At 60.7% G+C, this 15,261-nt stretch carries 9 protein-coding genes; 4 read left to right on the forward strand and 5 right to left on the reverse strand.

The window, feature by feature from the left end; translation table 11 throughout:
• Positions 1-101: 101 nt before the first annotated feature.
• On the reverse strand, positions 102-725 hold the full coding sequence (locus tag ACIPZH_RS03165; protein ID WP_400626918.1) for a glutathione S-transferase: 624 nt from the start codon (positions 723-725) through the stop codon (positions 102-104).
• A gap of 189 nt (positions 726-914) precedes the next feature.
• Here ACIPZH_RS03165 and ACIPZH_RS03170 point away from each other — a divergent pair, with 189 nt between their 5' ends.
• The 4 genes from ACIPZH_RS03170 to ACIPZH_RS03185 all read left to right on the forward strand — a co-directional run bounded on the left by ACIPZH_RS03170 (position 915) and on the right by ACIPZH_RS03185 (position 5,414).
• Positions 915-3,362, forward strand: coding sequence for an acyl-CoA dehydrogenase (locus tag ACIPZH_RS03170; RefSeq protein ID WP_400635075.1), 2,448 nt, complete (start codon positions 915-917; stop codon positions 3,360-3,362).
• A gap of 122 nt (positions 3,363-3,484) precedes the next feature.
• Positions 3,485-3,889, forward strand: coding sequence for a PA2817 family protein (locus ACIPZH_RS03175; protein WP_400635077.1), 405 nt, complete (start codon positions 3,485-3,487; stop codon positions 3,887-3,889).
• Positions 3,890-4,062: 173 nt separating this feature from the next.
• Positions 4,063-4,599: a fimbrial protein gene (locus ACIPZH_RS03180; RefSeq protein WP_400635079.1), complete on the forward strand. Its 537-nt coding sequence runs from the start codon at positions 4,063-4,065 to the stop codon at positions 4,597-4,599.
• A gap of 65 nt (positions 4,600-4,664) precedes the next feature.
• Positions 4,665-5,414, forward strand: coding sequence for a molecular chaperone (locus ACIPZH_RS03185; protein WP_400635081.1), 750 nt, complete (start codon positions 4,665-4,667; stop codon positions 5,412-5,414).
• On the opposite strand, the gene ACIPZH_RS03190 is transcribed toward ACIPZH_RS03185, so the two are convergent.
• The 4 genes from ACIPZH_RS03190 to ACIPZH_RS03205 all read right to left on the reverse strand — a co-directional run bounded on the left by ACIPZH_RS03190 (position 5,385) and on the right by ACIPZH_RS03205 (position 15,224).
• Entirely contained in the window at positions 5,385-6,842 is a 1,458-nt protein-coding gene (locus ACIPZH_RS03190) for a hypothetical protein (protein ID WP_400635083.1), read from the reverse strand. The genes ACIPZH_RS03185 and ACIPZH_RS03190 overlap by 30 nt on opposite strands.
• A 73-nt stretch (positions 6,843-6,915) precedes the next feature.
• The gene (locus ACIPZH_RS03195; protein ID WP_400635085.1) at positions 6,916-9,105 is read right to left on the reverse strand and encodes an autotransporter outer membrane beta-barrel domain-containing protein; all 2,190 of its coding nucleotides are present in this window, start codon (positions 9,103-9,105) and stop codon (positions 6,916-6,918) included.
• 165 nt (positions 9,106-9,270) lie between these two features.
• Positions 9,271-11,247, reverse strand: coding sequence for a hypothetical protein (locus tag ACIPZH_RS03200; RefSeq protein ID WP_400635087.1), 1,977 nt, complete (start codon positions 11,245-11,247; stop codon positions 9,271-9,273).
• A 143-nt stretch (positions 11,248-11,390) separates the two neighbouring features.
• On the reverse strand, positions 11,391-15,224 hold the full coding sequence (locus ACIPZH_RS03205) for an RHS repeat domain-containing protein (RefSeq protein WP_400635089.1): 3,834 nt from the start codon (positions 15,222-15,224) through the stop codon (positions 11,391-11,393).
• Between the last annotated feature and the right edge of the window lie 37 nt (positions 15,225-15,261).

A 15,261-nucleotide genomic window follows, 5' to 3' on the forward strand; every position in this document is an offset into this window, starting at 1 on the left:
ACACGCCAGGGCAATTCACTGGCGCAGTGAGTGCGGCCATGGTGCAAGGCCAGGCCGCACAAGTACAGTTACATGTATTGATAGTGACTATCGAAGCAGGTTCAGGTCAGTGCCGTCATTACCGCTGCCTGATAAGCCGGGCGCTGCTTGAGGCGCTCATACCAGGCTTGCAGATGGTGCATGGCCGGGCGCTCGATGGGCATTTCGAACCAGGCATAGACGAAACAACCCAGTGGGATGTCGCCCATGCCGATCTGGTCACCTGAGAGGTACGGCTGGTGCGCCAGGGTTTGATCGGCGATCGACAACAATTGCGCGCACTGTTTTTGCGCGGCATTGATCGCCACCCAGTCGCGCTGGTCTTCGGGCGTGCGCAGCAGGCCCCAGAACAGCGGACGGAACGGGGTGGCCAACGACGACGTGGTCCAGTCCATCCATTTGTCGGCCAGGGCGCGCTGGCGCGGGTCGTTCAGGTACCAGCCTTGTTCGGTTCCATATTCGGCACACAGGTAACGGACGATGGTGTTGGATTCCCACAGCACCAGGTCGCCATCCTCGAGCATGGGCACCAGGCCATTGGGGTTGAGGGCGCGGTAGTGCGGCTCGTCGACCACACCGAAGGCGCCGCCGGCGTCGATGGACTGGAAATCCAGGCCCAGCTCGTGGGCGATCCACAGCGCCTTGCGCACATTGCTCGAATTCTTGCGGCCCCAGATCTTCAGCATGGCAACGTCCTTATGAGATGCAAAGGGGCACAGTCTACTCCAGACCTTCGTTACCTGTACCGGCGCAGGCACGCAATGAACTGAAACTCCCACCGCCACACCCTGTCACTGTTCTGACCCTGCCGTTCACAGCATTGCGTCTAAGCTGTCTGGGACGGCTCAAGCCCCTGGTTCCAAGGAGGACCGATTATGTTGCTGTTGTGGTTGGTAGTGCTGGTGATCGGCGCGGCATACCTCACGCACCGGCGCCTGGCGCCTTTGCAGATTCTTGGCATCATGGCGGCCTATGTGCTGCTGATGGGCATTTTCAGCAGTGCGCCCGGCTGGCTGCTGGCGCTGATCTGGGTGGTGCTCGCCCTCAAGGTCGCGCTGGTGGTGTTGCCCGAATGGCGGCGCAAGGTGTTCAGCGGCCCGGTGTTCCGCTGGTTCCAGCGCACCTTGCCGCCCATGTCGCAAACCGAGCGCGAAGCCATCGATGCCGGCACGGTCTGGTGGGACGGCGAACTGTTCAGCGGCCGCCCAGACTGGCGCACCCTGCTGGCCTACCCTGCGCCGAAGCTGACCGACGAAGAGCAGGCATTCATCGATGGTCCCACGGAAGAGCTGTGCGCCATGGTCAGCGACTGGCAGATCGGCCAGGACCTGGACCTGCCGCCGGAGGCCTGGCAGCACATCAAGCAGAACGGCTTCTTCGCCTTGATCATCCCCAAGGAGTACGGCGGCAAGGGCTTCTCCGCCTACGCCCACTCCCAGGTGGCGATGAAACTGGCCACCCGCAGCGGCGACCTGGCCTCCACGGTAATGGTACCCAACTCGCTGGGCCCGGCCGAACTGCTGCTGCACTACGGCACCGATGAACAGCGCAACCACTACCTGCCACGGCTTGCTCGCGGCGACGAGATTCCCTGCTTCGCCCTGACCGGCCCGCTAGCCGGCTCCGACGCTGGCGCCATGCCTGACACCGGCATCATCTGCAAGGGCCAGTGGAACGGTGAAGAGGTGCTGGGCCTGCGCCTGAACTGGGAAAAGCGCTACATCACCCTGGGCCCTGTGGCGACCTTGCTGGGCCTGGCCTTCAAGGCCTACGACCCCGACCACCTGCTGGGCGACGAGGAAGAGCTGGGCATCAGCCTGGCCCTGATCCCCACCGACACACCCGGGGTGGAGATCGGCAAACGTCACCTGCCGCTAGGTGCAGCCTTCATGAATGGTCCCAACAGCGGCAAGGACGTGTTCGTGCCGCTGGACATGCTGATCGGCGGCCAGGCCATGCTCGGCAAGGGCTGGATGATGTTGATGAACTGCCTGTCGGTGGGGCGCTCCATTTCCCTGCCGGCAGTCGGTACGGGCGCCGCCAAGTACACCAGCCTGGTCACCGGCCAGTACGCGAACATTCGCGAGCAATTCAACGTACCGCTGGCAGCGTTCGAGGGTATTCAGGAGTCGCTGGCACGCATCGGCGGCAACGCCTGGCTGATGGACAGCGCGCGTCTGTTGACGGCCAAGGCCGTGGACCTGGGCGAGAAGCCTTCGGTGCTGTCGGCGATCCTCAAGTACCACCTGACTGAGCGCGGCCGCGAATGCATCCAGCACGCCATGGACGTGCACGGCGGCAAGGGCATCATCATGGGCCCGAACAATTACCTGGGCCGTAACTGGCAAGGCGCGCCGATCTTCATCACGGTCGAAGGCGCCAACATCCTTTCGCGCAACCTGATGATCTTCGGCCAGGGCGCGATCCGCTGCCACCCCTTCGTGCTCAAGGAAATGGCCCTGGCCGGCCGCCAGGACCATGATCAGGCGCTGCGCGAGTTCGACGACTTGCTGATGAAGCACATCATGTTCGCCGCCGGCAACGCCGCCAGTACCCTGGTATACAACCTCGGGCTGGGGCGCCTGGAAAGCGTGCCGGGCGATGCCCTGAGCCAGGGTTGCTTCCGCGCCCTCAACCGCCAGGCGGCAGCGTTCGCTTTGCTGGCAGACCTTTCAATGATGTTGCTCGGTGGTGCACTCAAACGCCGCGAGCGCCTGAGCGCAAGACTGGGTGATGTGCTCAGCTACCTGTACCTTTCCAGCGCAGCGCTCAAGCGCTACCACGATCTGGGCTCGCCCGAGCATATGCAGCCCTTGTTGCGCTGGGCCATGGAAGAAAGCCTGGGCCAGGCAGAGAAGGCACTGGACCGGCTGCTCGACAACTTCCCCAACCGCTTTGTCGGTTGCGCGTTGCGCGTGCTGGTGTTCCCGTTTGGCCGCCGCCATACCGGGCCGAGCGATGAACTGGATGCCGAGGTGGCGGCATTGATAGGCCGTAGCAAGGGTGACCCAGCCCTGGAAGAGCTGCTCGCCGGCTGCTTCCGGCCACAAGCTGACGGTGATCCGGTAGCAGCGCTGCAACGGGCTTGCGAACTGCTGGATGAAGCAGCGCCGCTGCACAAGGCCCTGCACCAGGCAATCAAGGAGGGCAAGCTACAACCGGCACCTGGGGAGTCAGTGATCGATGCCGCCGTCCAGAGGGGGATATTGCAGCCTGGTGAAGGGCAACGGCTGCACGCGGCGGAACAGGCACGCCGGGACGTGATCGATGTGGATGCGTTCAGCAAGGAGCAGTTGCTACCGGAACACGGCAAGGTACGCTGACCTTAGATCGCGTGGTGGCTGGCTGGCTGGCGATAAGGCCAGCACAGCCACCACCATCCCCACCTCACCCCCAACCGGCGTATACTCCGCCCCCGTTTTTCACCACCCCGAGGACCGCCCCCATGGCCAACCCCCATCTGGAATATCACCTGCAACTGCTGAACCACCTGCGCACGATACTGGTAGCCCTGGGTGAGGCCGACCAGGTACCGGAGGAAAGCCACGTCCTGTTCCTTGAACGTTTCGACGAATTGCTGGCCCTGCTGCCGCAAGACCCGCTGGAGAGCCAGTACCTGGGCCAGGACCTGATCTGCCAGGTGATCCAGCGCTACCCGCAAATTGCCCACCTGGTTCCGCGTGACCTGCTCTGGTTCTTCGCTGGCGATTGCCTGCACTTCATGCCGGACGAAGAATTGGCCCTGTACCAGCAGCTGGAAGAGCAGCGCTACGAAGCAGAGCGCGACGGCAGGCCGTTCGACTGGCACGCGCAAAAACAGGCACTGGCGCAGGCCGCCGCTGCGCAGTGAGCGGTGACGGCAGCGGTAACAAACAAGCTGTTCGCTTAGCCATTGCACCCCGGCATTGCGACTAAATCCTACAGATCCAGCTCGAGATCCCGCATAGCTTTAGCCTGTCGTGTTCATCTCCGCTCGCCGGGCGTTGTGCACGACTTACTAAAGCATATCCTAGGGAATACCAGATGAAACGTATCTATGCCGCACTGGCACTGGGTCTGATCGGCAACACAGCATTCGCCAGTAACATCATCAACTTCGAAGGCACGGTCTCGGCGGGCGGCACGTGCCCTATCGACGTGGTCACTCCTGGCGGCCCGTCTTTGCCACAAATCTACTTGGGCGATTTCAAAGCCGACGACTTCACAACCATCGGCTACCAGACAGGGCAGGTGAAGTTCGCGCTCCGGGTCGATCCAGGGACCTGTTCGATCGGCGCCGGCGAACAAGGTTACGTGACCTTCAAACCCAACTATGGGGTCGATCCATCGGGACAGATGTACGGTTTGCAAAGCGGCGTTGGCTACAGCAGTGGCCTGACTCTCGTGATTTATGACGAAGACGGCGCTGCGATAAAGCCGCACACAGAATCGAAGGGCTACCTGCTCAGCGATAAAGTATCCACCGATATGAACTTTATCACCCGCCTGCAAGCAACCGACTTCTCCGTGACCGAAGGCCACATCCGGACCAGTGTCAACTATCTGGTCGACATTCGCTGATCACACTCTACTTCGCAGGTGCGTGTTCGCGCGCCTGCCCCCCCGGAATCGCTCACAGTACCGCCATGCCCACACTCAAGCCCTGCCTCGCCGCTATCATCACACTCGCGCTGTACCTGTCGCCCGCTGCCGCGCAGGCAGCACTTACCATCAGTACCACTCGCATCGTTCTGCCCAGTAACAAACAGAGCAGCACGGTGGTGGTCGCCAACCCCAGCAAGTCCACCTACGCCGTTCAGGCGTGGGTCAACACCGAGCAGGACGACACCACCACCGCAGTACCCTTGGTCGCGTCGCCCGCCCTTTTCCGGCTCGACCCAGGCAGCCAGCAGACGGTTCAGATCAACAACCTCCCCAATCAGCTACCGGCGGATCGCGAGTCGCTGTTTTTCTTCAATGCCCAGGAAATCCCTCAACAAAGCGATGAGGATGCGGCTCAAAACAGCCTGACCATTGCCCTGCGCACCCGCATCAAGCTGTTCTATCGACCTGCAGCGCTCTCAGGCAAGCCCGAGCAGCAGCTGGCCGACCTCAAGTGGAGCCTGCAGACCGACCAGGGCACTACCTATGTTGTGGTCGACAACCCGACTGCGTTTCACTACACCTTTGGCCGCTTGGAACTGACGGTCGCAGGCCAGACCGAGCGCCTGGAAGCGCGTGAAATGGTGGCCCCCATGTCGCGCCAGCGTTACGCGGTAGCCTCTCACAAGGTCAACAGCCCGGCGAGCCTGCTTTTTACCACCATCAATGACTTCGGTGGCGCTACCCCTGAAATAACGCAGGCGTTAACGCCTGTCGACGCGCTGGAACGTTAAGCTCACTTGCGTGAAGGTGGGTGTTTGAGGCCAGCTTTGCCCTTGATCAAAACTGAGCCAAACCATCAGAATTATCGTAACACCCGATACCAGCTGGTCAAAAAACGCGCGCGGTACCTTGTATTCCCCGGCCATGCCAAGGCCCAGTTGCACCTCTTGCGACGTGATGGCATGGGCACTGAGAACCGCGCAGCGTTTATCCCCACCGTGCACCTCGATGGTGACCCTTTGGTCGGTATGCATCTTGGGCCAACTCACGATCCGGATGTCAGGTTCCGGCGTGTCTTCGCCGAACTTGAATATGCCGCCTGTCAAGTCAGCAAACGTGGGGGTGGGCAGATACGATGGCGGGAACGGGATGACATTCAGGTTGCGCGGGCTGGACTGCAGAAGCACATCCTCGCCGACCTCGACCTCGTAATACACCGGTATGACCTTACCGCTCATGTTGACGACCCGCCGTGCTGGAACCGTGAATGAGCGGATGCCCCGCTGGCCGGGAATACAGAGGCTGCCATTGAGGTCTGGCTCCCCCCACTGCAATGCGAATGGCTCATCTGGGCCAATCTGCGCCGATTCAGGCAACTGGACAGCGATAGAGGGACCAAGGTCGGCAAGCTTGAGCTCGACACGTTGCCCTGTACCTAGCGCATCCGGGATCTCCGGCCATTCATACTCGCGCGGCAAAGGCTGAGCTTTGACCGTCAAGGTGGCCCGGTGGGCCTCGCTGCTGGGGTTGCCTGCACGATCCAGCACCTGATACCAGGCATAACGCGCCCCGTCGCCTCTTTCGCGAATGAGCGCCCCGGAGAACTCGATGAGCAATGGCCCGCCGAGCTCATCGGCACGGACCTCGCGGCGATCCACCTCATCCGGCTCAAATGCCAGGGTGTCCCAGTACCAGATCAATGTATCGCCAGCGTATGGCTGATCGTACAAAGGAACATGGGCCACCAGTCGGTCATCATGGGCTTTCAGGTAGGCCTCTGTCACCTCAGAGCCGGCCAGGTCGGGAAACACCAGGGCATCCTGAGGTGCCAGCGCTGGCGGGGTTTTGTCGATGGTCAAGGCCAGGGGGGCAGAACTGTCTTCGTTCTGGTTGTAGAACACTACACGGTAGGTCACCGCCACATCACCTTCATGAAGATGCGCCACGGGCACCTCGAGAAACAGATCCTCCCCGTCCTCGAACGGTTTCACGATGATTTTCTGATTCACTTCGACACCGTTCCACAGCAACGTCAGGATCTCGGGGTTTTCCGGCGACGGCACTGACCCTGGCCACTTGGGCACATCGATGCGCAACGGAGTGCGCAATGAGTCAACGCTCAGGAGGTTGGGCTGCCCCCCTGGCAGGTTCGGCAGCATGTCAGGCGCGCTGGGCATCGGCAGGTTGCCTGACAGCTGATCGGAGTGCTTGGCTGGCATGTTTCGCCTCTCTGTTGTTCGCGGGTCAATCCTTGAAACGCAAAGGGGAGGGCTTTCGCCCTCCCCTTTGCACCTACCATGTGTAACGCACCCCGACATTCGCGCCCCATGGCTGCTCGATACGGTCGCCGTTGGCGTAGTCGAAATCGGCATGCAACTGCAATCGATCGTTCAGCGATACCGCCAAACCGGCCCCCAACTCACCCCGTGAGCCGGAGAGGTCGTTGTCGAAGCGATGATCGTTGACCTTCACATCGTTGTTACTGATGAACTCATGGGCATAGGCCAGACGCAGATAGGGTTGGATGAAGCGCCCATCGTTCAGGTCGATGGTCTTGCCCAAGGTGGCACCGGCTTTGCCCACCAATGACCGAGTATCGTCGCCACGCGCCTGCAGGCCATTGTCCAGGTGGTAGTCCTTGCCCTCGATCGAGGCCAGCGACCACTGGGTGTAGGGCTCGATGAAGTACCCGTCGGCAAATTCGAAGTGGCGGCCAAACTCCGCCGAAGCCCCCACGCCAAAGTTGTCGTAGTCACCCTTGGTGCGCTGGCCGTCACTGAGCGTGACTTCGGAACTGTTGTCGAAACGGTTGGCCTTGAGTACGCCATCGAAGTAATAGCCAGTTTGCGCATCGAGCCAGGTGGTGTACAGGCCCAGGTAGTAACTCTTGACCTGCGCCGAGGCACCACGGGTCAGGTTCAGGTCGGAGTTGCTGTGGCCAGCGAGCACACCCACCTTCCACTGCCCATCGCCCCACGGCAACGGCGCATCGGCACCGACCGAGAAGCCCTGCTGCACCTGTTGGTAGGCACTGCCGGCGCTTGCCGAGACGTTGAACTTGTTACCGTAGGCGCGCACCCAGGCACCGGTGTTGCCCTCATCGCGGCGCAATTCGCCCATGCGACCGCGCAACGTGGTCAGCTCGCCATACCAAACGGTGGGCGCGGTATTGAACAGCGCCAGCACCGATGCGGTACCGGGGCTGATGATCTGCCGCGAGCCATCGAGGTACCAATCGTTGCCACGCTGCACCAGCTCATAGGAAAACGCACCGACATCGACCGACCCATTGAGCAGGGAAAACGTCGCATCGCCAGCGCCAGCGTGCACCAGGTGCAGTTGGTTTTCCGCTGCAGGTTCTGCCCCGCTGCTGCCCACCAGCAAGGTGTGGCTGCCGGTGGCCGTTCCGGTTACATCGAGAAAGTCGGTTTGGCCGGTGCTGAAGTCGGCATCCATGACGAAGGTGCCCTGGCCACTCAGGGTGCCAAGGGTCAAACGCTGGTAATCGTTCGCCTGGCCGAAGTGGACCGCACCGCCATTCATCGCCATGGCGCCTACGCTGCTGTCCTCGACCATGGTCCAACTGGCCTGGTTGCTCAAGGTCAGGCCATCGACGTTTTCCAGGCGCCCCGTCAGGCTGGCCTGATTGTCCAGGCGCAGGTTGGCGCTGGAGCCCTCCTCCACCCGCACATCACCCTGCAAGGCGCTGCCGTCGACTTGCATGTCCACATGCGAGCCGCCTTGCACCTCGAGAATGGCACCGTTGCTGCCCTGCAGCGAAGAACCAGGGCCAACCACGATGTCGGCATCAACTGCCTCGTAGCCATCTCCACCGACCACGATCGCCGAGCCATCCAGCCCTTGCACCCGAGTGCCGGCGAGGGTGATCTGGGTAGCACCGGGGAAGGCCGAATCACCGTTCACCTGCAAGCCTGCGCGCGCGCCGATCAAGGTGCTCTGCTCGGCCACCAAGGTCGAGTTGCCGAACATCCTGACGGCGCTGGAAGCGCCAGTACCGACCACGGTACTGCGCTCCAGCCGCAAAGCCGAGCCAGCGCTAACGCTGGCCCCCCCACGGGCACCTTCGATGTGACTGTCGCTGACCACAGCACTGGAACCACCGCTGGCTGTGCGCAACAGGCGCAAGCCGATACGCTCACTCATCACCTTGGAGTTGTCGCTGATGATGGCGTGCCCGCCTCGCTCCACACCGATGCCATCGCTGGTCGCGGTCACGCTGCTGCGCTGCAGGTTCAACCGGCCGTTCTCACCTATCGAGATATCTTGGGTACTAGCACCGTTGGCGTCGAGTTGGGCATCAGGCGCGACGAAATAACTGTCAGGCGCAGTGTCGCCATCGATGCTCAGTTGATCGTCGACGATGGTAGCCGCGCCGGCCGGCGCCGACAGTAAGAGCAAGGCTGAAGCCTTGAGCAAGGCGCTCGTCAGCGGCGACAGCGCGTGAGTGCGGACAATGGTCATTAGAAACACCTTTGAATGCCGAAGGGAAAAGTTGACCCGAAGGCCCAAGGCGCACAAAGCTATACCCGCACTTCAGATTTGGTTGTAGGAAAAGTCCTAAAAATCAGCGGGGATTTCTTAATAACGATCTACGGAGCACTGCCAATGGCAGCGCTCCGCTCCAACTCAAGGGCCTGAGATATCGCACGTTAGGCCTGCCGAGTGGATCGAGACCCGAGCATGGTCCTCTGCCGACTCGATCGGCGTTTGAGTCCCTACCGATTTGTAGCTGACATACCCATTGGCATCGGTATGGGTGCCGTCCCATTGGTAAATCGGCAATACATATTCCTCGTAGGGGATACGCCAGACAAAACCATTGATATTATTTATATCGAGCTCGATCTCACGCGCAAAACCGACCGGAATGTCTTGGTCGGTGCCATAAACCGTGGCTCGCCAAATCATCTCGACCTTATTGCCAATTTCGAAGCCGACCTCAGCAAGGTCCGGCACAGTAACGCGCAAAGCGGGGTCGTCCGCGTGAGGAGGTTCGCTCCAGATTGATTGGCAGTTAAGGTAGCCAGTATCAGTCACGCCCTGGAAAGCAGGTGCATCAGTTCGGATCACCACGCCGGAAACATCCACGCTAGTCGGCTTGGGCTGCGTGCCATTAGGGTTGCCCGGGCGGTGAATGGCGTAATGCATCGAGATAGTGCCGTTGCCCCCTGCCGCGACGACATCCCATTGGATGTCCATCTCTAGCTCTTCACCCAGATCATCGCTGGTGATCTCATGCTCAACGCCAAGTACTTTCTCACCCCTCCAGAACAGCGTGACGACATCCCCCTCTTTGAACTCTGGGTCCACCGGCACAACCACCTTCACAGGCTTATCGGCGTCGCTTGCATCCAAGCTGTTCTTGGTCTCGGAGACCGCGCCATAGACCTCGGCAGGGTCCAGCTTGCCATTGATCGGCCCAGGCCAATCGGGATCAAGGATCGGATCGACAGGGTCGATACGCTCGAGATTGACGTTGAACGTGAAGTCCTTTTCACCTTTGTTCAGCAGCGCGACCGAACCTCGCTTGACCTCGTAGGTTACAGTTACGGGGACGTCACCTACTCCTGTATCGCCGCCGTATTCCTCCCAAATCAAACTCTTGTCGATCCCGAACGGCATTGGGAAGATACCCTCGCCCACGGTACGCCAGGCGGTAGACTTGGATCCCCAATGAACCCTGACTTCATCGGTTTCTTTGGCATTGTCGAATACAGGAACATGCACCTGAACATCCAATGCAACGTCTGCCTGGTCGATCAGGCCATCTACGGCCAACTCCACCTCCGGCGCTTGAAAGGTGGTAGGCCACGGGCCAAGTGCAACGCCGACCTCGAGGGGCTGGGAGGCCGAACTGTAGTTCCTGGCTTTGTCAGCCAAGGCATAGACCACTTTGACACCACCGTCCTTCACCCTCTCGATAACCTCCAGCGGAACCGTCAGATCCTGGGGTAAAGCGCCTACAGGCACTGACAAGTCTGGTGACGGTAACGGATCGGGCAGTTCCTTGAGCCACCATACATGGACGGTATCGCCAGGTTTAAAGTCGGAGTACTCAGCCAGCTTGAGTTTCACCTGCCCTTTGTTCGCATCAATGACATTGGGGATATCCGCAAACTTCGGCGGTAATAGATTTTGGTAGGGCGCCACTCTATCGAAAATCAGCGTCTGGTCCTCGGAGTAGGCAACGTTACCAGCCTCAGCAGTTACCGTATAATGGAAGGTTTTAACGCCGTCCCCCCACCCGTCCAGGAGGCCTTGTGGAATGTGGATTTGCAGCGGAAACGTAGGTTGATCCTGAGGATCATAGCTCTCAAGAAAAAAGGGCGCCGGACTATGATCGAGATATACCTTAAGCGTGTCATCCGTGTCCGGAGCGGAAAACGGCCACGCTGGAATTTTGAAATGAAACGCAGCAGGCAAATCGTCCTTCGCCCGAAGAGCGTCACCTACTACCGTCATGTCGTTGGTATCTGCAATAAACTCGGGATCCACAGCGGGTGCCGGTAACTTACCCGGCGCCTGCGATCGAAGCAAACGCTTTCTACGTACTTCCTGGCGCACCTGTTCGGCAGCAGGCACTTCGCAATTTGAACGTTCCATATCGATTCTTCCCCTTCGTTATTCGGAGACTGTTTGGTACAACGCACCTGCAGTAACTATCTGCACACCCGCGAGTTGGCGCAACTGGCAGTTTTATCAGGTTGCGAAACACCACGGGCGTGCTACGGGGTTTCGACTGAACATCAAGAAGACTGGCTGACCAGCCTGTCCAGCGGATCATAGCCATACGCCGCTTCAATGCCGGCGGAGGGCATCACCACGCTTACCAGACGCCCCAATGGGTCGTAGGTCAGGTTGCGTCCCTCCTCGTCGCGCGTCATGTTGCCGTCGGCGTCGTACAGCAGTTCCACTGCTTCGGGATAATCGCCATGGTCATTACGCACCCAGTGCAATTGCACCGGATCAGGCAGGTCGAATTCATAAGTTGCCATATTCTGGCCTTCGGGGAATATCGTGCGTACACGGGTGATATTGTCCAAGTTGTCAAAGCCGAATACCTGCTCCCGTATGACTTTGCCGTAGGGGTCTACCGGGGCATAGCCGTCCGCTGCCGTGCACGTGTACTTGGTCAACCGGCCACGGGCATCGTATTCGTAATGTTCATGGCGCAGTTCAGTCTCCCCCGCCAGCAGGTATTTGTCGCGCAACTGGTCAGTGGGGTAGTACTCCTGGCTCAGCGTCTGCTCGTGCTCGCCCATGTCGAACGTGCGGTGTATTTCACGGCCGAACTCATCGTATTCGAGGGTCGTCTTCAAATACTGTTCGCCGTCACGGGTTTCATACACTTCAAGGCGCCCCAATGGGTCATATTCGAACGTTGAACTGAGTGTTCCCAAGGTGGTGGAAGCAAGGCGGCCTTGCTGATCGTAGTGGTACGTCTGCACCTGCCCAAGCACATCCGTGTACTCAAGTTCCCGCCCCTGCAGGCTGGCGCGATAGTGCATCTCGAAGGGCGGCTGGTCGCCAACCTGGCGTTTTTCGTACTTCAACTGGCCGGTACTGAAATAATCGCGCTCGAGCCCCTCGCCCTGTTCGTTGCACTTGGTCAGCCTGGCATTTTGTCCATCGTAGTCATACTGGGCCCGCACCTCAGTGGTTTCCACATACCGCTCCAACGGCTCCTCGCCCAATTGCGGCGCATAGCGGTACTTGATCTGGGCGCCCGCTGCGGTCACTACCGCTTCGGGCTGGCGCTGGCCTGGGGCAAAGTGCTGGACACGGCGGCGTCCGCCGGTGGTGGACTCGATCATGCGGTCCAGCCCGTCGAAACGTTGCGTCCCCAACACCACCCCACCGACGTCGATCGCTACCGGCAGGTCCTCGCCGCTGTGTGGCGCATAGTCGCGGTGTACCACGGCACCATTGGCGAGGGTTTCGTCGCGCAGGCGGTCGAACTCGTCGTAGGTGAAGCGTTTGCTGGCCTGCGCGGCATCGATCTCGCGGCACTTGCGCCTCAGCCCATCGTAGAAGTGCTGTTCGACACTGTATGAATTGCCGCCGGCATCGAAGCGCTCGATCCGGGTCGGCTGCTGCGCCAGGTCGAGCCAGGTACGCGTCACGCCAGTCTTGAGCGTGCCATCGGCCGACTCGCTCCAGGCATCGCGCAGGGGGCCGTCGGCGCCAGCATCACCGATCGGGTCGAGTTGATCATAGTGTTTCGCGCCATCGGCGCCGATTTCGCAATACCGCTCACCCCATGCGTCATACAGGTAGTGCGAGGGTAACCGCAGTTCGGTTTTGCGGTCGCTGTAGTCCAGCCAGTCATATTCGACTTCCTCTACCAAGTCGCCCAGGGCGTCGTACCTGGCCTGGTACTTGATGCGGTAGTCCTGAGCCTTCGCCGGGGTATCGGCATCGGCATCCTGGCGTTCTTCTTCGACCACACGGTTCAGGCCGTCCACCCAGCTGCGGGTGATAACGTGCTTCACATCGGCCATGGTCTGGCTGGCACGCCCACCCGTGGCGCCCACCAGGGTGTAGGTATAGGTGCGTGAAGCCGTGTACTGGGGGTCATTGGGCGACACGGTTTCCTGGGTCACCCGCCTCAACGGGTCGTATTGGTAGGCAATCTCGACCTGGTTGTCGTCGAGGTTGAGCAGCGGCTCGTTGATCAGCACACAGTGCTGCAGGGTGACAGTCTTGCGGGCGTCGCGCCGGCTACCATCCTCCAACTCCTCATCGTGATCGAACCCGGTATGGGTCTGCACAGTCTGCAACACGTTGCCAGCGTCCCCTGTGAGCTTTTCATAGGTGTAGGCAACCTGGGTGATGTAGCTGACCTCGCTAGGCAAGCCACTCTCGGCTCGGGTAGTCGTCTCGCACTCGAGACGGCCATGACGCAGGGCATCTGCGGCGTCATCGAAATACAGGCTCTCCTTGGCCTGAATCGTCAGCGTGGCGTTGCCTTCATGCACTTGCAATTGCGCCTGGCGCTCCAGCAGGTAGTGGTCGGCGCCCTGGCTGCCGCCAAGGGTGTCGAACGTCCTGTAGTAGTAGCGGTTAGACAAGGTTTGCGCCTGGCCCTCGGCGTCGGTGGCCGGGTACCGGGTCTCTTCCTTGGTCGTGCGCACGAAACCGTACGGGTCGGGCGGGCAATCGTCACCATCGCCTTGGGCCGGGTAGTAACTGTGGCGGGTGTATATCGTTCCGGCCAGGGTTGGCGCCTCCAGCAATTTGCCCTGGGCATCGTAACGGGGCACGGCCACTTCGGACTTGAGGGTCAGGTTGCCATGCTCGTCGTAGCGGGTGATCAGCACTTCTTCGCGCAGCTGGTTGCCGCGTTTCCAGCGTTGGGTGGTGCTGTAAGGGAGCTGGAAGTTGTTCGGTTGCCGGGCGAAGTTCAGCCCCGGGAGCTCGTGGTAGGCGGTCTCGGCTTCCTGGATGTGTTCATCCTGGTTGGTGACCTGCTTGCTCAGCAGGTGGAAGCGGTTGAATGTACGGGTGATGGTGCGCAGCGGCTGCTCGACGCCCTCAGCGTCGAGCACCCACTGTGTGGCGGTGGAGCCGTAGGTAAAATACTGGTCAGTGGAGTCGTAGAGATGATCCTCGCCATCGTCCTTCCACTGGATCCCGCTGCCATAGCCCAGGAAGTTGTTGCTGGTGTAGTCGTAGGTGGTGATCATCGGTGGCTGGTCGGCCCCGGGGTCGATCTGGTGGCGGGTCACCCGAGGCAGGGGGTCGGGCAGCTGGCCACCGCCGGGGAAGGTATGGCCGTCGTCATCGTAGGCGATGGTCTCCACGGCGCCGCTGGGGGTGGCTACCTCGCTCAGGAGGAACAGGCCACGCTGTTCACGGTAGTCGAAGCGCCAGCTGGCCTTGTCGTCGGTGGGCAGCACCACGGCGTCGATACGGCGCCTGGCCGGCGAGCCCTGGCTGCTGAGCTTGAGTTCGTAGCGCGCCAGGGGCGAGCCCCCCGGGCCGGACCCCGGATGCAGGTCGATCAGTACCCTGGCGCTCTCGTAGGTCAGCTTGAGCAGAGGCGGCCCGGCCTGCGTGATTTGGTTGAGGCAGGGGGCATTTTCGGCGTAGGGGTTTTGCGTGTGCTCAAGGGTGATGGCATGGCCGGAGGCGGCTTCGACCCGCACCGGCAGGGCCACGCGGTTGCTTTGCGGGCCGTGGAGCTCGAGGAATTCGACCAGGCCGGTCTTGTGCACAACGCGAAAGTGCTCGGCATCATCGACATGGAAGTGGAAGCTTTCCAGCTTGCGCTCGGGAATGGCGTAGTCGTCGCTGTCGCCGACAACCTTGTAGCGCTCGCCGGTGTGCAAGGTGAGCATGTTGCTCGCCGGCACGTATTCGGTAAGGTTCAACGTCCAGCCGACGCCGAAGCCCGAATCCTGGTTGTTGAGTGGGTTGTAGGCCAGGCGCAGCGGCAATGACGGGCCGCTGAGGTCGTTACCGACCAGTTCGGGCAGTTCGATGGCCAGGGTGTACTGGCCGGTGCGCGGGTCCACGCTGTTTTGCACGAAGCTCAAGAAATTGAAGGCGTTGGAATGCACCAGAGTCTTGGTAGTCATGACCTGTTCCTAAATAGCGGTTGGTTTTTTCGCAAGC

The sequence above is a fragment of the Pseudomonas sp. NPDC089758 genome, from assembly GCF_044748705.1.
Taxonomy (GTDB): Bacteria; Pseudomonadota; Gammaproteobacteria; order Pseudomonadales; family Pseudomonadaceae; genus Aquipseudomonas; species Aquipseudomonas putida_X.